The organism is Hyphomonas sp. UBA3195, from assembly GCF_002366485.1.
Taxonomy (GTDB): domain Bacteria; phylum Pseudomonadota; class Alphaproteobacteria; order Caulobacterales; family Hyphomonadaceae; genus Hyphomonas.
In genome coordinates, this window is the sequence record NZ_DEXB01000025.1 from 33,625 (window position 1) to 53,365 (window position 19,741).

Annotated in this window: 19 protein-coding genes; 6 read left to right on the top strand and 13 right to left on the bottom strand. The window is 59.3% G+C overall.

What is annotated here, in order from left to right:
* The 4 genes from B2344_RS08110 to B2344_RS08125 form a co-directional block, all read right to left on the bottom strand.
* The gene (locus tag B2344_RS08110) at positions 1-1,548 is read right to left on the bottom strand and encodes an acetolactate synthase large subunit (RefSeq protein ID WP_349679786.1); all 1,548 of its coding nucleotides are present in this window, start codon (positions 1,546-1,548) and stop codon (positions 1-3) included.
* Positions 1,549-1,615: 67 nt separating this feature from the next.
* On the bottom strand, positions 1,616-3,490 hold the full coding sequence (locus B2344_RS08115) for a feruloyl-CoA synthase (RefSeq protein WP_290484981.1): 1,875 nt from the start codon (positions 3,488-3,490) through the stop codon (positions 1,616-1,618).
* Positions 3,491-3,532: 42 nt separating this feature from the next.
* Positions 3,533-4,318 carry a potassium channel family protein gene (locus tag B2344_RS08120; protein WP_242517493.1) on the bottom strand — a complete coding sequence of 262 codons (786 nt, stop codon included), beginning with the start codon at positions 4,316-4,318 and terminating at the stop codon, positions 3,533-3,535.
* A complete protein-coding gene (locus B2344_RS08125; RefSeq protein WP_206992553.1) occupies positions 4,315-5,649 on the bottom strand; it encodes a dihydroorotase in 1,335 nt (444 codons plus the stop codon). Before B2344_RS08125 ends, B2344_RS08120 begins: the two co-directional genes overlap by 4 nt.
* Positions 5,650-5,757: 108 nt before the next feature.
* Between B2344_RS08125 and B2344_RS08130 the strand changes: the two genes are divergently transcribed.
* The 4 genes from B2344_RS08130 (at position 5,758) to B2344_RS08145 (ending at position 8,699) form a co-directional block, all read left to right on the top strand.
* Entirely contained in the window at positions 5,758-6,570 is an 813-nt protein-coding gene (locus B2344_RS08130; RefSeq protein ID WP_290484982.1) for a YgfZ/GcvT domain-containing protein, read from the top strand.
* Positions 6,563-7,141: a DNA-3-methyladenine glycosylase I gene (locus B2344_RS08135; protein ID WP_206992551.1), complete on the top strand. Its 579-nt coding sequence runs from the start codon at positions 6,563-6,565 to the stop codon at positions 7,139-7,141. Before B2344_RS08130 ends, B2344_RS08135 begins: the two co-directional genes overlap by 8 nt.
* A gap of 3 nt (positions 7,142-7,144) precedes the next feature.
* Positions 7,145-7,459, top strand: coding sequence for a hypothetical protein (locus B2344_RS08140; RefSeq protein WP_206992550.1), 315 nt, complete (start codon positions 7,145-7,147; stop codon positions 7,457-7,459).
* A gap of 118 nt (positions 7,460-7,577) precedes the next feature.
* A complete protein-coding gene (locus tag B2344_RS08145) occupies positions 7,578-8,699 on the top strand; it encodes a beta-ketoacyl-ACP synthase III (RefSeq protein ID WP_206992549.1) in 1,122 nt (373 codons plus the stop codon).
* A gap of 16 nt (positions 8,700-8,715) precedes the next feature.
* Here the strand turns inward: B2344_RS08145 and B2344_RS08150 are convergent, their stop codons facing one another.
* Positions 8,716-8,865 carry a hypothetical protein gene (locus B2344_RS08150; RefSeq protein ID WP_156947865.1) on the bottom strand — a complete coding sequence of 50 codons (150 nt, stop codon included), beginning with the start codon at positions 8,863-8,865 and terminating at the stop codon, positions 8,716-8,718.
* A 270-nt stretch (positions 8,866-9,135) separates the two neighbouring features.
* On the opposite strand from B2344_RS08150, the gene B2344_RS08155 reads away from it, so the two are divergent.
* The gene (locus tag B2344_RS08155) at positions 9,136-9,663 is read left to right on the top strand and encodes an HD family hydrolase (RefSeq protein ID WP_242517492.1); all 528 of its coding nucleotides are present in this window, start codon (positions 9,136-9,138) and stop codon (positions 9,661-9,663) included.
* A complete protein-coding gene (locus tag B2344_RS08160; RefSeq protein WP_290482461.1) occupies positions 9,660-10,610 on the top strand; it encodes an NUDIX hydrolase in 951 nt (316 codons plus the stop codon). Before B2344_RS08155 ends, B2344_RS08160 begins: the two co-directional genes overlap by 4 nt.
* Before the next feature lie 9 nt (positions 10,611-10,619).
* On the opposite strand, the gene B2344_RS08165 is transcribed toward B2344_RS08160, so the two are convergent.
* The 8 genes from B2344_RS08165 to B2344_RS08200 all read right to left on the bottom strand — a co-directional run bounded on the left by B2344_RS08165 (position 10,620) and on the right by B2344_RS08200 (position 19,691).
* On the bottom strand, positions 10,620-12,026 hold the full coding sequence (locus tag B2344_RS08165) for a M16 family metallopeptidase (RefSeq protein ID WP_290484983.1): 1,407 nt from the start codon (positions 12,024-12,026) through the stop codon (positions 10,620-10,622).
* A 1-nt stretch (position 12,027) separates the two neighbouring features.
* A complete protein-coding gene (locus B2344_RS08170; RefSeq protein ID WP_290484984.1) occupies positions 12,028-13,383 on the bottom strand; it encodes a M16 family metallopeptidase in 1,356 nt (451 codons plus the stop codon).
* A 50-nt stretch (positions 13,384-13,433) separates the two neighbouring features.
* Complete coding sequence (locus B2344_RS08175; protein ID WP_290484985.1) at positions 13,434-13,928, bottom strand: DUF3035 domain-containing protein; 495 nt, start codon at positions 13,926-13,928, stop codon at positions 13,434-13,436.
* 33 nt (positions 13,929-13,961) lie between these two features.
* Positions 13,962-14,486, bottom strand: a complete 525-nt coding sequence (gene lspA / locus B2344_RS08180; RefSeq protein WP_206992545.1) for a signal peptidase II — start codon at positions 14,484-14,486, stop codon at positions 13,962-13,964.
* Positions 14,487-14,535: 49 nt separating this feature from the next.
* Positions 14,536-17,523: an isoleucine--tRNA ligase gene (gene ileS / locus B2344_RS08185; protein WP_290484986.1), complete on the bottom strand. Its 2,988-nt coding sequence runs from the start codon at positions 17,521-17,523 to the stop codon at positions 14,536-14,538.
* A gap of 193 nt (positions 17,524-17,716) precedes the next feature.
* Complete coding sequence (locus B2344_RS08190) at positions 17,717-18,262, bottom strand: hypothetical protein (protein ID WP_206992543.1); 546 nt, start codon at positions 18,260-18,262, stop codon at positions 17,717-17,719.
* Between the two features lie 74 nt (positions 18,263-18,336).
* Positions 18,337-19,260, bottom strand: a complete 924-nt coding sequence (ribF, locus tag B2344_RS08195) for a riboflavin biosynthesis protein RibF (RefSeq protein ID WP_206992542.1) — start codon at positions 19,258-19,260, stop codon at positions 18,337-18,339.
* The gene (locus B2344_RS08200; RefSeq protein ID WP_034814112.1) at positions 19,260-19,691 is read right to left on the bottom strand and encodes a MaoC family dehydratase; all 432 of its coding nucleotides are present in this window, start codon (positions 19,689-19,691) and stop codon (positions 19,260-19,262) included. Before B2344_RS08200 ends, ribF begins: the two co-directional genes overlap by 1 nt.
* Between the last annotated feature and the right edge of the window lie 50 nt (positions 19,692-19,741).

Genomic DNA, 19,741 nt, shown 5'->3' on the forward strand with positions numbered 1-19,741 from the left:
CTACCGCGCCGGAACGTGCGCCGCGATCAGCTGAGGCCCGTCCGCAGCAAACGCCCGCTCAAGCGCAAGATCGAACTCTTCCGCATTCGTGGCGTTGACTGCGGGTACACCCTGCGCCTCTGACAGCTTCACCCAATCGATCTCGGGATGGCCGAGGCCAAGCAGTTCCTGCGCGGCAGGCCCCGGATTGCCAGCGCCTGTCCGCGCCAGTTCTATATTCAGGATACGGTAGGAATGGTTGACGAAGACCACGTTGACCACATTCGCGCCTTCGCGCGCCATGCTCCAAAGTGCCTGATTGGTATACATGCCCGCACCGTCGCCGGTGATGCAGAGCGTCTTGCGGTCAGGCGCAGCGAGCGATGCCCCCAACGCGAGCGGCATGCCCTGCCCGATCGCGCCGCCCGTCAGCATCATCCAGTCATGCGGCCGGGCGCGCTGGGTCATCAGGAAGCTAGGCAGGCCATTGGAGACGCCATCATCCGAGACGAAACTGCCTTCCGGCATGTGGCGGGCAATGGATGCGCCAATGGTTGCAGCGTTGAGAGCGCCTGTCGGTGCACCCGGCAGGTCCAGCTCAGCCACCGGGGCGGCTTCCTTCGCACCGAGCGCATCTGCGAGCGCCTCAAGGATCGCGGCGCTGTCGGTCTCCGGTCCGCCAATCTTCATCGGTGTACATCCTTCCGGCACAAGCACGCTCGGCTTGCCGGGATAAGCGAAGAAGGCCACCGGCACCTGCGTGCCTGCAATCAACATCAGGTCTGAGCCTTCGAGGTCCGACATGGCGCCTTCCGCGAAGTATTGCATCCGGTCTGGAATGAACCGCCCCGCACCACGCGCCTGTCGCGGGAAGAACGTGTCGGTCAATACGCGAACGCCTGCGGCTTTCACGCGCGCCGCCTGCGCTAGGCCCGCTTCGGTCAGTGCAGTGCCATTGATGATAATGATCGGCTTGCTGGCAGATTTGACTGCGGCTGCGGCGACATCGATCACAATCGGGTCAGGCTGGCGCAGGGATGGCCGGGCGCGCGTTGCGCCGGGCTTCCCGCCTTCCAGCCAGGCGGTGTCGGCGGGAAGGATCAGAGACACCGGACCAGGTTCGGGTCCAAAGCTCGCCTCCCATGCCTGCGCGGCCAGATCGCCGGCTTGCCCGACTTTGTCGGCGGATTTGATCCAGCGCGAATTCGGCCCCGCCATGCCGATGACGTCAGAGGCCAGCGGCGCGTCATAGCGCTGGTGCGGCACGGCATGGTCCCCGATCACATTGATCATAGGCGTCCAGGCCCGGCGGGCATTGTGAATGTTTGCGCCGCCATTGAGATATCCCGCACCGAGATGCAGCAACGTCATGGCCGGCGTTCCGGTCACGCGCGCATGGCCGTCGGCGGCGCCCGTCGCAACGCCCTCGAACAGGCAGAGCGTCGACTTGATGCGCGGCTCATGATCGAGCGCGGTGACAAGATGCATTTCCGATGTGCCGGGATTCGCGAAGCACGCCGTCACGCCATGATCGGCCAGCGTGGATACGAGCGCTTCGGCGCCGGTCATGGACTGGGTTGGCTGGTCTGTCATCCGGATTCCCTTTGAGATTCTTGTTCGTGTTCGGTGTCGTGCACTACAGGATGAGCAAATTCGCTGGCGTCTCGCTAGATTCGGCAAACAGCGTGTCGACCTGATCCTGCCTGAGGTCCTGCGTGCGCGATTGGTTGATGTAGCCCTTCTCGGTAATCTCACCATTGTCCGCCAACGGAGGATAAGTCTGAAGCAACACTCGCGCGACGCGAGCGGAAACATTCGGATGCGTCTTGTTGTGCAGGGCGAGGCCTTCGCGAATTTTCTCATGTATGGCTGGGTGCGCGACCAATTGGTCAAGAGGCAAATCCTCCCCAACCAGCCGGCGGCACCACGCCTCATTCAGGAAACCCAGGAGACGGACATCATTCTTGTTTAGGCCGCAGACGACGGCATCTGATAGTGCACCACCCGTCGCAGCCACGGCCTGCACGCGCACGGTGCCTGCCGAAACCCAGGTCCCGTTGGCGAGCTTGAACTCTTCGGCCGTGCGTCCATCAAAAGCGAGCCCCCGTTCGGGATTGTCGGGATCGACGAATTTCACCGCATCGCCGAGCTTGTAGAAGCCTTCCTCGTCGAAAGCTTCAGCGGTCTTGGCTTCGTTGCGGAAATAGCCGGGCGTAACGTTTACCCCTTTAACCCGCAGCTCCATCTTTTCGGCGTTCGGCACCATCTTGAACGTGTTGCCTGGCAGCGGCAGGCCGATCAGGCCCATCCGGTCATTCGGCCAATGCACATTCGAGGCAGTTGGGGCGGTCTCAGTTGCGCCATAGCCTGCCGACAATGATATCCGTTCGCCAGTGATGCGCACGGCGACCGCCTGAATGCGCTCATAGATATCCTGCCCCATGGACGCGCCACCATAGGCCATGCAAACGAGCCGCTTGAAGAATACCTCAGCCAACTGATCATCGCGCTCAAGCTCGGTCGCGAGCGCGGCCCATGCCGCCGGCACGGTCGTGTGCTGGGTGGTGGAGACCTCTTTCAGGTTGCGCAACATTTCCGGAAGTCGCGCCGGCGTCGGCGCGCCTTGGTCGATGTAGAGCGTGCCGCCCCAATCCAGCATGTTGTGCAGGATCGAATGCGCGCCATAAGTATGGCTCCATGGCAGGAAATTGCACATCACCTGCGTGCCGCCCGTGAGTTTATCCAGACGATCTTCATCCCAGATCGAGCGGATCATCCTGGCATTGGAGGCGACCATGCCGTGGAGATTGATGACCGCCTTGGGTTCACCTGTGGACCCAGACGTCATCATGTATTTTGCCACTGTGTCCGGCGTGAGACGGGCATAGGCTCCATCCACCGCCAAAGTCGGCGACCGCATGAATTGTTCGAAACGTACCGCATCGTAACGCTCCGGCGCGTTGCCGCTATAAATGACGAGGCGACCTTCGAGATCCAGCCCATCCAGCGCGCGCTGATAGTCCGTCCCATCCTCGACATAGATGAATTTCGGCTGGGTCAGGCCATCAATATACTTGAGGCGGCCAAGGTCTTCGCTGAGCAGCGCATAGGCTGGTGTGACGGGCACGGCCGGGCTGCCCGCCCACATGGCGGCATACATGATCAGGGCGTTGGCAATGGAGTTCTTCGACAGGATCATCAGCGGCGCGTCCGGTCCGGCGCCGGCGTCGAGGAAGCCTTGCGCGAGCCGGCGCACGGTATCGAGGCCCACCGCATACGTGATCGTGTTCCAGCCTTCGGCACCCGGATTTTCCGGATCGCGCTCGGCGAGCCATACTGTGTCCGGCCGATGCTCGGCCCAATGGACAAGCGCTGCCAGCATATGTGGCGGGCAAGCTTTCAGAGGCTGGCCGTTGTCGAGGTAGATCGTGCCGTCGGGTCGCCGATCGATCTCCAGCTTTAGCGGCAGATAGGGTACTTCCCGAAAGGGCAGGTCCGACGTGTCAGGCATGGTGTGCGCGTTTCTTCCCGTGTATTTTTTGTTCTTTCCGGCTCATTCAAAGCCGCTTGTGGGAATATGGATCACTTCTCCGCAGTGCTTGCAATGCACGGCATCGCGTTCGTGAAGCCGCAGGCCGCATTCCTCGCATTCCTGTTCCACCTTGTCGCGCGGCTCGATAATCGTGCGAATGAGCTGCAGGAAGAGGGTCAAACCCAGCACCATCACTATTATCGACAGAAGTCGTCCGCCAGGACCAACCATCAGAACATCGCCATAGCCAGTTGTGGTCAGGCTCGTGACCGTGAAATAGAGCGCGTCTATATAGGTGCGGATGCCGTCATTGATGCCGACCTGGGTCGAATAGACGACCGCAGCCATGATGAAGACGAACACAGCCAGGTTGGTCACCTTGTCGATGATCCGCTCATGTCGCTGAAAGAAGGGGGTGATCACCTTCACCCGCTTGATAAAGGTGAACGCGCGAATGGCCCTGACCGCACGGAGCACGCGCAGGAAGGCGAAATTCGAAACTAGCAGCGGCGCAAACATGGTGATCACGACGACAAGATCCGCAATATTGATGGGCCGGACCACGAAATTCCAGCGGTGCCGCGCGATATAGAACCGCGCCAACAGGTCGGCGAGGATCACACTTCCAATCACGTAATCGACAGCGATATGCGTGCGGTCCCGCTGGTCAAAGGGCGCCCAGAGGAAATAGCCGATGGTAACGAAATCGAACGCCAGCATGGCCCAGCGAAACAGGAACGGCCATTTGCCTGTACCTTCATACAGCCAGAATAAAGCCCGGTTCAGCCCCTTGCGTTCGTGCTTCAACCGGCAGGCTCCAGCGTTTCGTTGAAGCGGACCGGCTGACCACCGCCCTTTTTCACGATCTCGCCGTCGCGCATGACGAAGCCGCCGCGGATAATGGTCGCCACCGGCCAGCCGGTTGCTTCGAATCCATCATAGGGCGTCCAGCCACACTTGGACTTCGACCAGTCTTCCGTGATGGTCTCCTTGCGTTTGAGGTCCACCACCGTGAAGTCAGCATGATAGCCTTCGGCAATGCGGCCCTTGTCGGCGAGGCCGAAGACCCGTTGCGGCCCGGCGCTGGTCAGTTCGACAAAGCGCTGAAGGCTAAGCTTGCCATTGTTCACATGGGTCAGCATGACCGGCACCATCGTCTGCACACCCGGCATGCCAGACGGCGACGCGGGATAGGGCCGCTCCTTTTCCTCGCGCGTATGCGGGGCGTGGTCCGTGGCCAGCACGTCAACAATACCCGCATTCAGCGCGCGCCACAGCGCATCCTGATGGCGCTGTTCGCGCACAGGCGGGTTCTGCTGGGCAAAGCCCTTGAGGCGTTCATAACAATCCGGGGCCGCGAGGGTGAGGTGATTGGGCAGCACTTCGACACTGGCCAGATCCTTTGCATCGCGCAGCAGCTCCATCTCTTCGGCGGTCGAGATATGCAGCACATGGATGCGCTTGCCGGTCTTGCGAGCGAGACGCAGCAGGCGTCGAGTCGAACTGACGGCCGCCTCGACATCGCGCACAACAATATGGCTCTGCCAGTCACCGGGCACGGCCAGGCCGCGCCGTTCTTCGAGGCGGTATTCGTCTTCGGAGTGGAAGGCCGCGCGGCGCTTGATCGCGCGCAGAACAGCTTCGACACCTTCATCATCCTTGATCAGGAGGTCGCCTGTAGAGGCGCCCATGAAGACTTTCACGCCACAGCAGCCGAGCATCTTTTCCATCTCGGGCAACAAGTCGATATTCTCGTGCGTCGCGCCCGCATAGAACGCATGGTCGGTATCCATGCGCCCCTTGGCGCGGGCCAGCTTGTCGGTCAGGGCCTCGGGCGTGGTCGTTGAGGGATTGGTGTTTGGCATCTCAAACACGGCAACGACGCCGCCAAGCGCGGCCGAGCGCGCTTCTGTTTCTAGGTCGGCCTTGTACTCCAGACCCGGCTCACGGAAGTGGACCTGGCTGTCGATGACGCCCGGCAGGATGTGCAAGCCGGCCGCATCATAAATCTCCCCGGCATCCACGCCGGTCAGATCGCCAATATGCGCAATACGCTCGCCGATCACGCCGACATCGGTTTGGGTCATACCGCCGGGTGAAACGACGGTGCCGCCTTTAAGGATCAGATCATAGGTCATGACAGATGGGGTGTGACTCCGGAGGGGCTAAGTCAAGGGTGGTTTTTCGGTACAGGCAAATGGCGTCGCTCCCTTGAGATGGTTCAAAACCATACTTACAAGAGGTAGATGAAACGCATTCTTCCAAACCGCGCCATTATCCGCCTGACCGGACCGGACATGCTGCACCTGCTTGGGCGCACCGTGACCCATTCGGTCGACAACTGGCAGACTGGAGAAATGCGCTATGGCGCGCTGCTGACGCCGCAAGGCAAGGTGATCGCGGATTATCTCGCCATGCTGGCGCTCGAAAACATCTATATCGACGTCCATGCCGACGCCGCCGATGACCTGGAGAAGCGCCTGAAAATGTTCAGGATGCGCAATGACGTCGCAATTGACCGGCTCACCGAGGATGTCGTGACCGAAGGCAGCTGGATCGACATCCGCTCCCCCCAATTGCCGCATCGCGCGATTACACCTGTTGGCGTCTCCGGCATCGAAATGCCGGCCCAGGAATGGCATGCCGCACGGATCGCGGCGGGCGTGCCGGAATGGGGCGCGGACTATCGAGGATCAGAGGTTTTCCCGACCGATATCAACATGGATATGATGAACGGCATCGACTACAAGAAAGGCTGTTTCGTCGGTCAGGAAGTGGCGAGCCGCATGAAGCGCAAGGGCAAAATTCGCAAGCGCACGGTGAAAGTCACTGGCGACGCGCTGGAAGCCGGCATGGATATTCTCGCGGACGCCCCAATCGGCACCGTGACCAGCGTGGCTGGATCTGCCGGCCTTGCCCTCATCCGCACCGACCGACTGGCCAAAGCCGAACAGGATGGCAAATCATTCACTTGCAACGGCGCGGCCGTCACCTTTGACTTGACCGAATGGCAACGCGCCGAAGTCGACGCGCATCTGGCGGAACCAGCCCATGACTGAAACCTTTCCCTGCGCATGGGCCCCGCTTACCGACGAGCTATATCGAAACTACCACGATACCGAATGGGGTGTGCCTGAAAGGGATGGCCGCGCGCTCTGGGAAAAACTTCAACTGGACGGCATGCAGGCCGGGCTCGCCTGGATCACCATCCTCCGCAAGCGGGACAGCATTCGCGAAGAGTTCGATAACTTCGATCCGGAAAAGATTGCCCGCTGGACACCTGCCCGCGCCGCGAAGGCGCTGACAAACCCCGGCATCATCCGCAGCCCAAAAAAGGTCGAAGCCGTGATTGGCAATGCCCAGGCCTATCTCGCCATGGAAGAGGCAGGGGAAGGTTTTTCCGACTATTGCTGGCGCGTCGTGGGCGGAACGCCAACCATCAATAAATGGAAGCATTTCCGGGACGCACCAACCCAAACCAGTTGGTCAGCTGCAATGTCAAAAGACCTCAAGAAACGCGGGTTCAAATTTGTTGGCCCCACAATCGTCTACGCATGGGCGCAGGCGGTTGGCATGGTCAATGACCATGATGTAGCCTGCCCCCGACACATCGCCGTCCAGGAGACCTGATTCATGAAAGCCAGTTTGATTGCCGCTGCCCTCATCGCGCTGCCGACGCTGGTCGCGTGCGCAACTTCCTCAATCGATCAGACCAATCGAGCGGAAGCCTGGAGTCGGTGCCGCACAGCCCCCAACCCGGAAACCCGCGATCGATGCATTGAGACGGAAATGGCTCTGATGACGGCGCGACAGGAACGCGAAGCTGCGTCTCGCGCCGAAAGACGCAAGGCAGCTGAAGAAAGTCAGGCCATCCACGAGGCCCAGGGCATTTCGCGAGAAGACGCGCGTCAAACCTCGGATTCCGGACTGCGCCTGCCGGACGAGTGAACAGCCACCGGCTCTTGCCAAACCCGGCATCTCGTCCAACACTGTCGGACAAGCTAAACCTTTGTAGACTCAAACAGAATTGGTCCGCACTTCGGCGGTTCTGGAATAGAGGGCAGGAATGAATACACCCGTGATTTCGGCGACAGGTCTCTGGACGCCGCCCAACTCGATTTCCAATGAAGAATTGGTTCACAGCTACAATGTATGGGCTGACAACTGGAACCGGGAACGCGCGGCAGATATCAGCGCGGGATTGATCGAGCCGAAAACCCATTCATCGGTAGAGTTCATCCAGAAGGCATCCGGCATCAAATCGCGCTTCGTGATCGACAAGGCCGGCATCCTGGATCCTGACATCATGGCACCGCGCATTGCCGAACGTCCGAATGATCGCATTTCCGTATTGGCCGAGATTGCGGTAAATGCCGCGCGCGATGCGCTGGAGCGTTCGGGCCGCAAAGCCGAAGACGTTGACGCCGTTATCTGCGCCGCGTCCAACATGCAGCGCGCCTATCCCGCCATGGCGGTCGAAGTGCAGGACGCATTGGGGTGTGGCGGCTTTGCCTTTGACATGAATGTGGCGTGCTCGTCGGCCACATTCGGCATTCAGACCGCAGCTGACTTCATTCGGTCCGGTAGCGCAAAATCCGTGCTGGTGGTGAATCCGGAAATCTGTTCCGGCCACCTGAATTTCACGGATCGCGACAGCCATTTCATCTTTGGCGACGTGGCCACAGCTATCCTTGTCGAGGAAGAGAGCATTGCACCGGTCGGCCATTGGAAGATTCTTGGCACCAAACTGAAGACCCAGTTCTCGAACAATATCCGCAACAATTTCGGGTTCCTGAACCGCGCCGCGCCAGAAGGCATCGACGCGCCGGACAAGCTGTTCGTTCAGGAAGGCCGCAAAGTGTTCAAGGAAGTCGTGCCGATGGTGGCGAACATGATCGCGTCGCAGATGGAAGAACTGGACATCAAGCCGGAAGGCCTGCGCCGCATGTGGCTGCATCAGGCAAATGCCAATATGAATCGCCTGATCTCGTCCAAGGTGCTGGGGCGCGAAGCGACGGAGGACGAAAGTCCCACCGTGCTGGACACCTACGCAAACACATCATCCGCTGGCTCAATCATCGCATTCCACAAGAATTCCGGCGACTTCAAGCATGGCCAGCGCGGGCTGATCTGCTCGTTTGGTGCTGGCTATTCTGCCGGAACGGTATTTGTTGAGAAAGCCGCTTGAGCGACCAAGACCTGAACTAGTCGTCCAGATCGTCCATGAACATGTCGCCCCAAAGGATTTCCTTGCTGGCACGTACCGCTTCTACAACGACGATGCTACACGCAATCAGCAATACGCCGAACGCAATGGCTTGGGTAGATACAACAGTCGTTAAAGAATCCAGCATGGTCACCTCTTGTTTGGGTCGGCCGCGAATTCGTGAACGCAGCCCTTGTTTACATCCCCCTTTTGCCCGAAACGCCTTAACAGCGCATTTGCCAATCAGGGCGAAAAAGGGACGAGTTCGTAACCGGAATGCCCTCGTTTCTTTACCCCTATTACAAATGGCTTAAAGAAGGGGGTGATGACGTCTCGAGTGAAGCATTCTGTTAAGGCCCCACGAGTCTGGCAACGCATGTTGTCCGGCCGCCGACTCGATTTGGCAAATCCCTCGCCCATGGATGTGGAAATCGAGGACATTGCCCACGGTCTGGCGCGCGTGGCCCGCTGGAATGGCCAAACCCGCGGCGAACATGCATTTTCAGTGGCCGAACATTCTGTCCTTGTGGAAAAGATCTGCCGCACCTTGCAGCCTGACCTGACACCACAGCAAAGCCTGACGGCCCTGCTGCATGACAGCCCTGAATACGTCATCGGCGATATGATCTCTCCTTTCAAAGCCTTGCTGGGAGAAAGCTACAAGAGCATTGAGGCGCGTCTGCAGGAAGCCATCCATATTCGGTTTGGCCTCGCTCCCGTAACACCGCAACGCCTGAAACGTCTGATCAAGAAAGCGGACCTGATCTGCGCATGGAGTGAGGCGATCCAGTTGGCCGGGTTTTCCGAGGACGAAGCAAACAAGCTGTTCGGCAAACCGCCCGAAGACACGAAATTGCGGTTGAAACCAAAAGCTGTACCGGACGCACAATCCACATTCCTGAAGCGCTATGCCCAGATCAACAAGCAAATAGAGACTGCCACATGACACAGTCATCCCCGTTGCTGATTGGTCTGTCTGCCGTGATGGTCGCCGTGGAGGCGGACGCGCCACGTGTGTTGATCACCCAACGCGAGACAGGCGAGGATGCGCTCCCATTCGGCGTCTTCGACCCAGACAGGCACCGCACTTTTGACCTCTCGCTGAGAGGGTGGGTTCGGGAACAGACGGGTTTCGAACTCGGTTATGTTGAACAACTCTACACATTTGGGGACAAAGACCGGGAGACACCCGAAGCAACGCTGGCTGGCACAGCGCCAAATGCGCGTGTCATTTCTGTCGGCTATCTTGCGCTAACCCCCGAAGCGCGCCCGGCAGGTGACTCTTTTGAGGCGCGCTGGCAATCTTGGTACAGATTTTTTCCATGGGAAGACCATCGCAGTGGCAGACCCGCCATCATCGATGCTCATATTGCGCCGCGCCTGATGACCTGGGCGGCGGGAAACGAACGTAGACTGGAGCGCGCACGCGCCGCTTTCGCGCTGGATGGAATCCGTTGGATCGAAGAACGCGTGCTCGACCGCTATGAATTGCTCTATGAAGCTGGTCTGGTCATCGAATGCGCCCGTGACGCTGGCTTGCCTGAACCCGATGTACGCCTCGGCGAGCCTATGGCATCGGATCACCGCCGCATCCTCGCCACCGCCATCTCCCGCCTACGCGGCAAGATCAAATACCGACCGGTAGTGTTCGAGCTCATGCCTGACCGGTTTACACTGTCGTCACTACAACGCGCCGTCGAGGGTATCTTGGGTTTATCCCTGCACACACAAAATTTCCGGCGCGCCTTGGACAAGACCGGTTTTGTTATTGGAACAGGTGCGATGGAAACAAGCACCGGTGGCCGCCCGGCAGAGCTATATAGCTATAACCGGGACAGCGCCTTTGATGCATCGACTACCGGCCTGTCAGCGCCGCGAAAGACAGCGGATTAGGCGAGATGCCTAGTCAAGCCCTTCAGGCTGGCCCACCACAATGAAGCTGAAACGGTCCGGCTGGAGGAATTCCGCAGCAACGCGGTTTGCATCCTCGAGCGTGACAGCTTCGATCAGGGCATTGCGCCGGTCAAAATAATCCACTCCCAGCTCGTCCTGGCGGACACTCATCATCTGGCCCGCGATCTTGGCGTTCGAGTCGAAAGCCAATGGATAGGAGCCTGTGAGGTAGGCCTTCGCGTCAGCAAGCTCTTCCGCCGTAATGCCTTCTTCCGCGATCAAGGCGGTTTCGGCCAATAGTGCCTCTACGAATTCACCTACACTCTCATTCTTGGTTTGGCCGCTGCCACCCCAATTCTGATAGGTGTCGTCAAACGATAGCCAAGAGTAGACGCCATAGGTCAGCCCTTTTTGAACGCGCAGCGATTCCATCAGTCTGCTGCCAAATCCACCACCACCATATGTGTAGTTTACGACATAGGCCGTAAAGAAATCCGGATCTTCGCGTTTGAGGCCTGGTGCCAGAAAGCGCACAAGGCTTTGCGGCTGTGGCAGATCGATAAGCACAGGCTCAAATGCACCGTCTACCGTGAAGGTAATTTCAGGCGTTTCCGGAAGATCACTGCTCTCTGGCAGGCTCGCCGCGATCGCATCAAGCATGGGGGCGAGCTCTTCCGGCGTAATCGCGCCGACGGCGGTCACAATCAGGCTGTCCTTCACCATCAGTTTACGCATGTGCGCCTTGGCGAGTTCTGGCGTAAGGGCAGCGATACTCTCGGCGGACGTTTCGCGCGCATAAGGGTGGTCAGGATAGATAGCCTGAGCCTCAGCCCGACCCGCTAGATAGCGCGCATTCGTCTCGCGCGTGTTCAATGAAACTTCCCTTTCCCGCTGGAACCGGGCGAACGGACCCGCATCGAAACGGGGCGCCTCGAAAGCTTGCGCCACAAGGCTCATTGCCTCATCCGCATTGTCGGTGAGCATGGACGCAGAGCAGGAGGTCCAGTCGCTCGAGGCGCTACAACCGAAGCTCATGTTCAGATCTTCCATCCGGGTCTGAAAGGCAAGCGAGTCGAGATCGCCCGCGCCTTCATTCATGTGATAGACAACCGCATCGGCCAGACCTTCCAGGCCCTCCGGATCGGCCGCTTCGCCGCCTTCCCACGCCATCGCCACCGACAGGATCGGGATGGATGGCTCGGAAACCAGCCAGACAGACACGCCGCCGGGCGTGGTAAATTGTTCGATCTCGGCGAAATCCCCTTCGTGGACGACGATATCCAGACCGCTGTCTTCAACAAGTTCTGCGGGTGCCGTATCGGCAACACTGGCCAAGTCATCCTGCGTCTCGACAGAAGCGCACGCCGCAAGCCCGACACCAAGGGCCGCACCAATGATGAGGTCAAAAGGTTTCATCTCAGGAATCTCCCTCGGCAGGCAGCAAGTGTGCCTCAATATAGTGGCGGTCAGCGCCAAAGATTTCGCGCACAGCGGCAATTGCCTGTTCCGTGGTTATGGCACGCATCGCGTCCGGATAATCCAGCACGTCCTCAATCGAGCCACCAAGGGCTAGCGTGGAGCCGAATGTGTTGGCCATGTTGGATTGGCTGTCCCGGGCGTAAATCGCCTGCGCGGCAAGACTGTTACGTGCCCGCTCGACTTCGGCATCAGTGAAGCCCTCTTCCAGCACCTTCTCCACCTCGGCCATGATGGCCGCTTCCAACACATCCAGCGTGACGCCGGGTGCCGGGCTTGCCGTGATGATGGCGGGGCCTTCATCGTGAAGCGTCGTCCAGGCATACGTGTTGGCATTAATCGCAATCTGCTGGTCTTCGACCAGCGACTGGTAGAGGCGGCTGGTCATGCCGCCGCCGAGGACTTCGAGACCGACATCAAGCGCATAGGAAAGTTCACGGTCGCGGGTCTCGGAAGTGCCGGAATAATACCGGCTCCAGCTAGGCTGGCGAACCTTCGGATCTGAATAGACGAGTTCCTTGGTTTCGGTCAGAGGTGCAACGGGGGCCCATTTACGCTCGCCATGCGCCGTACCGGTTGGCGCAATCGTACCATAATGCTCTTCGGCCAGGACGCGCACTTCTTCGGGCGTCACATCACCAGCGACGACCAGAATCGCATTCTCAGGGCTGTAGTATTCCTTGTAGAAGGCCAATCCGTCCGCTGGCGTCAGAGCCGCCACTTCGTCCATATTGCCGATGATCGTGATCTCGTAAGGATGCCCCTTCCAGAGTTCGGACAGGACCATTTCCTGCAGGATCACGCCGGGATTGTTGTCGATGCGCTGGCGACGCTCTTCCTTCACGACATCGCGTTCGGAAATGAACGGACCGTCGGGATCGTCATTGATGACGAGATCGGTCATGCGCTCGGCCTCGAGCGCCATCATCGTACCGAGTTGGTCCTTGGCGACGCGCTCGAAATAGGCGGTGTAGTCCCAACTCGTGAAGGCATTGCTGACGCCGCCATTGCGCGAGACGATGCTGTCGAACTCACCTGGGGCGAGATCGTCAGTCTCCTTGAACATGACATGTTCAAACAGATGCGCGATGCCGGATTTTCCCTCGGCTTCGTCGACCGCGCCGACTTTGTACCACACCATATGAGTCACGACGGGCGCGCGATGGTCAGGAACAACAACGACTTCCATGCCATTGTCGAGATTGAACACGGTCGGAGTCCATGCGCTTTCGTCTGCGACGGCACTGGAAGCGAAAGCCGAGAGCGCGAACAGCCCCCCGGCAAATATCCGTTTCATGGGCGTTGTTCCTCTCAGGTGTACGACTGACTCATTTTACGTAGATTGTATCAGGTTCCCGGCAACTTGATGCGCGGCGCATCGCTGGATTGCTCGATCACGACCGGTTCACCACCGGTGGCATTATCGGTAGCAACGCCTTCAGCGGTTTCCTCATCATCAGCCCGCCAGAACAGGATGCGGTCGGCAATGCTGGTCGATTTGCGGATCGTCTTGGTCTCTTCATAGTCGACCTGCGTGCGGATGACCGGATCAACCGCATTGGCGCCAGCAGCACCCACGAGGGCTTTCTCGGACGCGCTGGCATTGCGGCCAATGGTCGAGCCGAAGGCGGCGGTGACTTCAGTGCGCGAGCCATCCAGTTCCGGTGGCAAGGCGCCGCCGGCTTCCGGCGGTCGCAGCTTGTAGTTCGGCGGAACGGTCAGAGGAGCCATGGTCACAACGCGGAACTCGTCCGGCGTACGCGAACCGCCACCGGATGACGTACAGGCCGTGGAAGCCGCCATTGCGACACCAGTAGCCAGAAGGATAATCTGTTTTTTCATATCAGGGCGTCCTCGCCATCACGATTAAAATACTCAGGACTGTTTCTTAGCCTGTTTCCGGCCCGACAGTAAGAACTGGTCGGCAAACAGCAATACCGCGCCCACACTAATTGCAGCATCGGCTACGTTGAAGACCCATGGGAACATCAACTCATTGGCATTAACAAAGTCCACAACAGCTCCGAACCGGACCCGGTCGATCAGATTGCCGAACGCGCCGCCAACAACCATGGCCAGCGACAACTTCAACAGCCAATGATCGGCATAGCGAACGAGCCAGTACAGGAAGCCCAGCGCGATCACCAACATGACGAGCGCCAACAGCCAGCGCCCGATGCCATCGGACTGGAACAGGCCATAGCTCATACCCCGGTTCCAAACCATGGTCAGGTCAATCGGACCGGGCAGCGGGATATGTCCGCAGCCCTGACGGGTCTCCAGGCAGGTGAGCGCGTTGAACCGGGGTTCTTCCAGCACAAGCCATTTGGACCACTGGTCTACCAGCACGAATACGGGAATGAGCGCCAGAGCCCAGAGTTTGGAGATTTTCAGTTTCATCCCGCGCAGATTGCAGCTTCAAGCAGGCTGATCAAGCGATTCTGAGCACTCATCCGGCGGCTTTGTCCCACGCCTTCACGGTCAATGCATCGCGCGGCGTGATATCCGGGAAAGCCGGATCAGCGGTCGCCGGGTCGAAATACTTCCAGCTACGTCGGCACTTGATACCATCCGCCTTCACCGGATAGACGACCACGCCATCTGTGTCGTCCAGCGTGAACCCGCCGCCATTACCATTGGATGTGTGGATCAGCTCGGCGCCGGATGTAATGAAGATATCGGCGGGACTTTCGCCCTTGAACGCATCGATCAGGTTCTGATCTGCAATGTGCACCTTGGGTGCCGCTTCCAGCGATGCCCCGATCCGCTTCTCGCGGCGCTCGACTTCCAATGCTCCGGTGACGACACGGCGAACCGTGAAGATCTTGGCCCAGCGCGCGGCCAGCGCCTCGTCTTTCCAGCTGTCTGGCGTATCAGCGAACTGCAGCAAGTGCACGGATTCCGCACGATCCTTGATGTGGCTCTCGAGAAACGCCTCCTCCATCGTGAACGGCATGATAGGCGCTAGCCATGTGAGCAGGCGTTCGAGCACGGCGGCCATGACGGTGCGCGCGGCGCGGCGGCGGTTGCCATAGGTGGCGGTCGCATTGTCCCATGCTGATTGGGTCTCAAACCGTGGGTCGCAATACAAGCTGTCCTTGCGGATGTCGAAATAGACCGCTGACAGGTCGACGCCGCAGAAATTGATCAGCAGCGACATGATGCGCTTGAAGTCATAGACGTCATACGCGGCGCGGATCTGGCCATCGAGTTCAGCAAGACGGTGCAACACCCAGCGTTCCAGGCTTGGCATGTCTTCGCGCGGCAGGGCTTCCGCCTCGGTCCAGCCGTCGAGCGCACCGAGCATGTAGCGCACCGTGTTGCGCAGCTTGCGATAGGATTCCACCGAGCCCTTGATGATCTCGTCGGAGATACGCAGGTCTTCCGTATAGTCGCCGGAGGCTGTCCAGATGCGCAGAATTTCGATTCCGTATTGCTTCTGAATCTGCTCGGGTTCGATCGTATTGCCGATGGACTTCGACATCTTCTTGCCATCTGCATCGACGATGAAACCGTGGGTCAGCACCCGCTTGTAGGGTGCCATGCCGCGCGTCGCACAGCATTCCAGAAGCGATGACTGGAACCAGCCGCGATGTTGGTCAGAGCCTTCCATGTAGAGGTCGGCCTGTCCGGTTTCTGCGTCGATGATGCCACGCTCGCGCAGGGCGAAGGCGTGCGTCGTGCCGCTATCGAACCACACGTCGAGCACGTCCGTGACCTTGTCCCACGCGTTTGCAGACAGACCCAGCGGCGACAGGAAGTCTTCCGCAGGCGTATCGAACCAGGCCTCGACCCCGCCCTTGGCGATGGCCGCCTTGATGGCGTCATTGAGTTGTTCTGCCTGATCCGCTTCCAGCGCCGCCGTATGCGGTTGGCCATCCTTGTTGACGAAGATCGTGATCGGCACGCCCCAATTGCGCTGGCGGCTGATCAGCCAGTCCGGGCGCCCTTCGACCATGCTTTGCAGGCGGTTGCGGCCAACCGCCGGGAAGAATTCCGTGTCCTCAATCGCCTTCAGCGCATTCTCGCGCAGGCTCTTGCCATTCGGGCCGGGCTTGTCCATCGAGATGAACCATTGCGGCGTCGCGCGGCGGATCACCGGCGCCTTGGAGCGCCAGGAATGGGCATCGCGGATCGTCGTGATGCCGCGCGCCAGAAGGTTTTCGCTCTCGGCCAGCAGCTTGATGACTTCCGGGTTCGCCTTGCCCTGCTCGCCCCGCTTCTTGCCGGACGTGCGGATGATGTCGAGCCCTTGCAGCGCTTGGGGAAGGTCACGGTGCTGATAAGCGCCATCAGGGCTGACGATGTCGCGGATATCAGAGGCCTTGCGACCCGACGAGACCCAGGCATTGAAGTCATCCTCACCATGCGCCGGGGCCGTGTGGACAAATCCTGTACCGGCATCGTCGGTGACATGGTCACCTGCGAGCAGCGGCACGTCGTGCTGGAAGAAGGGGTCTAGCTTGGCCAGCGGGTGAACCAGCGAACCGAGTGCAGCCGGGTCCACATCTTCGACACGTTTGAAGGCGGAAACCTTGGCAGCATCGAGTACGTCCTGTGCCAACTTGTCCGCAAGGATCAGCTTGTCACCTGCAGCCGCGTACGGAGGAAAGCCCAGTTCTTCCTCGCTCATCACGGTTTCGACCTCGAAGAGACCGTAGGAGATGTCCGTGCTGAAGGACACAGCTTGGTTGGCTGGGATGGTCCAGGGAGTTGTGGTCCAGATGACCAGCTTTGCACCGTCCTCGCGGGACGGGACTCCAAACTTCACCCAGATCACCGGAACTTTGCGGTCGTGATACTCTACTTCCGCTTCGGCCAGCGCGGTGCGCTCCACCGGGCTCCACATGATCGGCTTGGCGCCGCGCACCAGCGTACCGCCCATCGCCATGCGCAGGAATTCGCCCACGATGGAGGCTTCGCTCTCGAACTTCATGGTCAGATAGGGGTTGTCCCATTCCCCCTCGATGCCGAGCGCGCGGAATTCCTTGGCCTGAACGTCTACCCATTTCTGGGCAAAGGCGCGACAGGCCGCGCGGAACTCGTCGCCCGGAACATCATCCTTTCCGCGGTTCTTGCTGCGAAATTCTTCTTCCACCTTCCATTCGATCGGCAGGCCGTGACAGTCCCAGCCCGGCAGGTAGGCCGCGTCATGGCCGGTCATCTGGTGCGAGCGCACGATGATGTCCTTGACGATCTTGTTCATCGCCGTGCCGAGATGGATGTGCCCGTTCGCGTATGGCGGGCCGTCATGCAGGATCCAGGGCTTGGCGCCGCGTGCTTTCGCATCCGCGCGCAGCTTTTCATAAAGTTTCAGTTCGTCCCAGCGCTTGATCCAGTCCGGCTCCCGCTTGGGCAGGCCGCCGCGCATCGGGAATTCGGTGGCGGGCAGGAACAGCGTGTCGCGATAATCGCGGTCGGTCAGGGAATCAGTCATGTCGGGCCTATGGCAGTTTTGGCGTGTTGTACGGAAATGCCGGGCAATGGCCACGGCTTTTTTCATGCAGTCAGAGCATGGGCTCCCGGCTTCGCGGCCCCGGAAACCGGGTCAGCGCGCAGCCGGGCGGCTAATTCGAATGAAGCATATCCGTGCCATGGCGTTTCCGTAGCAGGCGCGGCTTAACGAGTCACTATTTCCACTCAGCCTTCGTTTCGGCCCCCGGGAGGCTCGCCAAACGCTCAGAAACCTTGCCGCAAAGCATCCGGAACACAGCCGCATTCTCCACGAGATTGCTCCAGCTGATTCCGTGATCCAGGATCACATAGCGGGAAACCCGAACTTTCTGGCTGTCCGACTTGTAAAGAGAGATCGCCGGATAGTCGCGATCGATGCCCGAAATCACATCACTGCTCGCACTTGAACCATACACGGCCATCAGCTCGAGCCCCCGGCAATCCGTGCCGTCCGGCCCGGCGCAAACGGCATATGCACCAAAGGTCAGGCCATCATCGAACTCACCGAATACGAAGGGTGCACCGTCGCCCGTGCGGCCGGCCGCTATGAACTGCGCGCCCATGTCGTCCAGCAGGAACCGAAGATCATCCATCGTGACCGCCCGGATGATCTGAATCGGTTCGATCTCCACCGGCTCGGATGGCTCAACAGGCGCCTCTTGCGCGATCGCAAGCGGCGCCATTGCCAGAGCAAGTCCGGTGATCACTAACCGTGTCAACATGGTCGTCCCTCTAACCAGTGCATCAGTTGTCTACGAATGGATTATGGCGGTGAATTGACAATAACCTGAGTTAATCAGGACGCTTTCAGCCGCCGCTTTGCTTCGATTTCGTCCTTCCCCATCTGAACCACCATCAGATCCAGACTGTCAAAGTTCAATTCCGGCCTCAGATAGGACAGCATCTGGACTTCAATCCAGCGACCATAGATATCCCCTACAAAATCAAAGATATGTGCCTCAAGCAGTGGGTCGCGCAGTCCCGTGGTGGGCGTACGCCCGAAATTTGCGACGCCCGGCATCCAGTCACCTGTCCGGTCGATGCGCACCTTTACGGCATAGACGCCATATTTTGGATGGATCAAATCGCCGAGATTTGTATTGGCCGTCGGATAGCCAAATTTGCGTCCATTCTGTTCGCCCTTCATCACAGGGCCATCCGCGATCCAGGGCGAGCCCAGAATTTCCGCAGCTCGCTCCGGTTCGCCGGCTCTCAGCGCCTGTCTTATCGCGGTTGATGAGGCTTTTTCGTCTTCATTCTGGACTTCTTCGACAATGGTCACCCCAAAGCCGAGCGCGCGCCCAAGGCTCGACAAGCGCTGCGCATGGCCCATTCGGCCTCTGCCGAAACGGAAATCGAACCCTACGGAGACATGGCTGACGCCCAGGCCATCTACCAGAACTTGCCGGACAAACTCTTCATCCGTCTTCGACGCCATTTCCCCATTGAACGGCAATTCAAAAACCGAATCCGCGCCTTCGTTCAATATCGTCTCGTTGCGCCGCTCAGGGCGGAATATCCGAAAAGGGGGATCCAACGGGCGGAAATAGGCATGAGGTGGCGGCTCAAAGGTCGCCACTGAAAAAGATCCTTCGCCAGCCTCGCGGGCAGCTGCAATCACGGCTTTGTGGCCCGCATGCAAGCCATCAAAATTGCCCAGAGCGATCGACGCGCCCCGTGCAGATTCAGGCAAACCGCGATAGTCAGCAAAGATGCTCATCAGCTCTCCCGGCGCGGTGCCACGACTTCAGCTTCACCCGTAATAACGCGCTTGCCGTCCACCGTACAGTCAACCTTCAACGTCACACGGTTGCCACGCTCCTTCTTCTCGGACACTTCTGCGCGCACAATCACTTCGTCTCCGATGTGAACGGGGCGTTTGAAACGCATCGACAGGCCGATGAAAATCGCCCCAGGACCGGGAAGATTGTTGCCCAGAATGCCGGAGATATAGCTGGCCGTCAGCGCGCCATGCGCGATCCGTTTGCCGAAAATCGTCTTGGCGGCGAAGTCGTCCGACATGTGCAGCGGATTGAAGTCACCAGAGACTTCCGCAAAACGCTGAATATCATCCTCGGTAATCACATGCACGGTCTCGTGAGACATGCCGATGTCGAGGTCTTCATATTTGTAACCGGTGAATTCGCTCATCCCACTCGGGCTCCTGATTGCTTTTCGGCAGTTTGGTTACACGCTGCAGC

What these genes read in the sequence shown, in the direction of transcription:
- B2344_RS08110 (WP_349679786.1), bottom strand. Translation starts at nt 1,548, where the DNA reads ATGACCGGCGCCGAAGCGCTCGTATCCACGCTGGCCGATCATGGCGTG.
- B2344_RS08115 (WP_290484981.1), bottom strand. Translation starts at nt 3,490, where the DNA reads ATGCCTGACACGTCGGACCTGCCCTTTCGGGAAGTACCCTATCTGCCG.
- B2344_RS08125 (WP_206992553.1), bottom strand. Translation starts at nt 5,649, where the DNA reads ATGACCTATGATCTGATCCTTAAAGGCGGCACCGTCGTTTCACCCGGC.
- B2344_RS08130 (WP_290484982.1), top strand. Translation starts at nt 5,758, where the DNA reads ATGAAACGCATTCTTCCAAACCGCGCCATTATCCGCCTGACCGGACCG.
- B2344_RS08135 (WP_206992551.1), top strand. Translation starts at nt 6,563, where the DNA reads ATGACTGAAACCTTTCCCTGCGCATGGGCCCCGCTTACCGACGAGCTA.
- B2344_RS08140 (WP_206992550.1), top strand. Translation starts at nt 7,145, where the DNA reads ATGAAAGCCAGTTTGATTGCCGCTGCCCTCATCGCGCTGCCGACGCTG.
- B2344_RS08145 (WP_206992549.1), top strand. Translation starts at nt 7,578, where the DNA reads ATGAATACACCCGTGATTTCGGCGACAGGTCTCTGGACGCCGCCCAAC.
- B2344_RS08150 (WP_156947865.1), bottom strand. Translation starts at nt 8,865, where the DNA reads ATGCTGGATTCTTTAACGACTGTTGTATCTACCCAAGCCATTGCGTTC.
- B2344_RS08155 (WP_242517492.1), top strand. Translation starts at nt 9,136, where the DNA reads ATGGATGTGGAAATCGAGGACATTGCCCACGGTCTGGCGCGCGTGGCC.
- B2344_RS08160 (WP_290482461.1), top strand. Translation starts at nt 9,660, where the DNA reads ATGACACAGTCATCCCCGTTGCTGATTGGTCTGTCTGCCGTGATGGTC.
- B2344_RS08165 (WP_290484983.1), bottom strand. Translation starts at nt 12,026, where the DNA reads ATGAAACCTTTTGACCTCATCATTGGTGCGGCCCTTGGTGTCGGGCTT.
- B2344_RS08170 (WP_290484984.1), bottom strand. Translation starts at nt 13,383, where the DNA reads ATGAAACGGATATTTGCCGGGGGGCTGTTCGCGCTCTCGGCTTTCGCT.
- B2344_RS08175 (WP_290484985.1), bottom strand. Translation starts at nt 13,928, where the DNA reads ATGAAAAAACAGATTATCCTTCTGGCTACTGGTGTCGCAATGGCGGCT.
- lspA (WP_206992545.1), bottom strand. Translation starts at nt 14,486, where the DNA reads ATGAAACTGAAAATCTCCAAACTCTGGGCTCTGGCGCTCATTCCCGTA.
- ileS (WP_290484986.1), bottom strand. Translation starts at nt 17,523, where the DNA reads ATGACTGATTCCCTGACCGACCGCGATTATCGCGACACGCTGTTCCTG.
- B2344_RS08190 (WP_206992543.1), bottom strand. Translation starts at nt 18,262, where the DNA reads ATGTTGACACGGTTAGTGATCACCGGACTTGCTCTGGCAATGGCGCCG.
- ribF (WP_206992542.1), bottom strand. Translation starts at nt 19,260, where the DNA reads ATGAGCATCTTTGCTGACTATCGCGGTTTGCCTGAATCTGCACGGGGC.
- B2344_RS08200 (WP_034814112.1), bottom strand. Translation starts at nt 19,691, where the DNA reads ATGAGCGAATTCACCGGTTACAAATATGAAGACCTCGACATCGGCATG.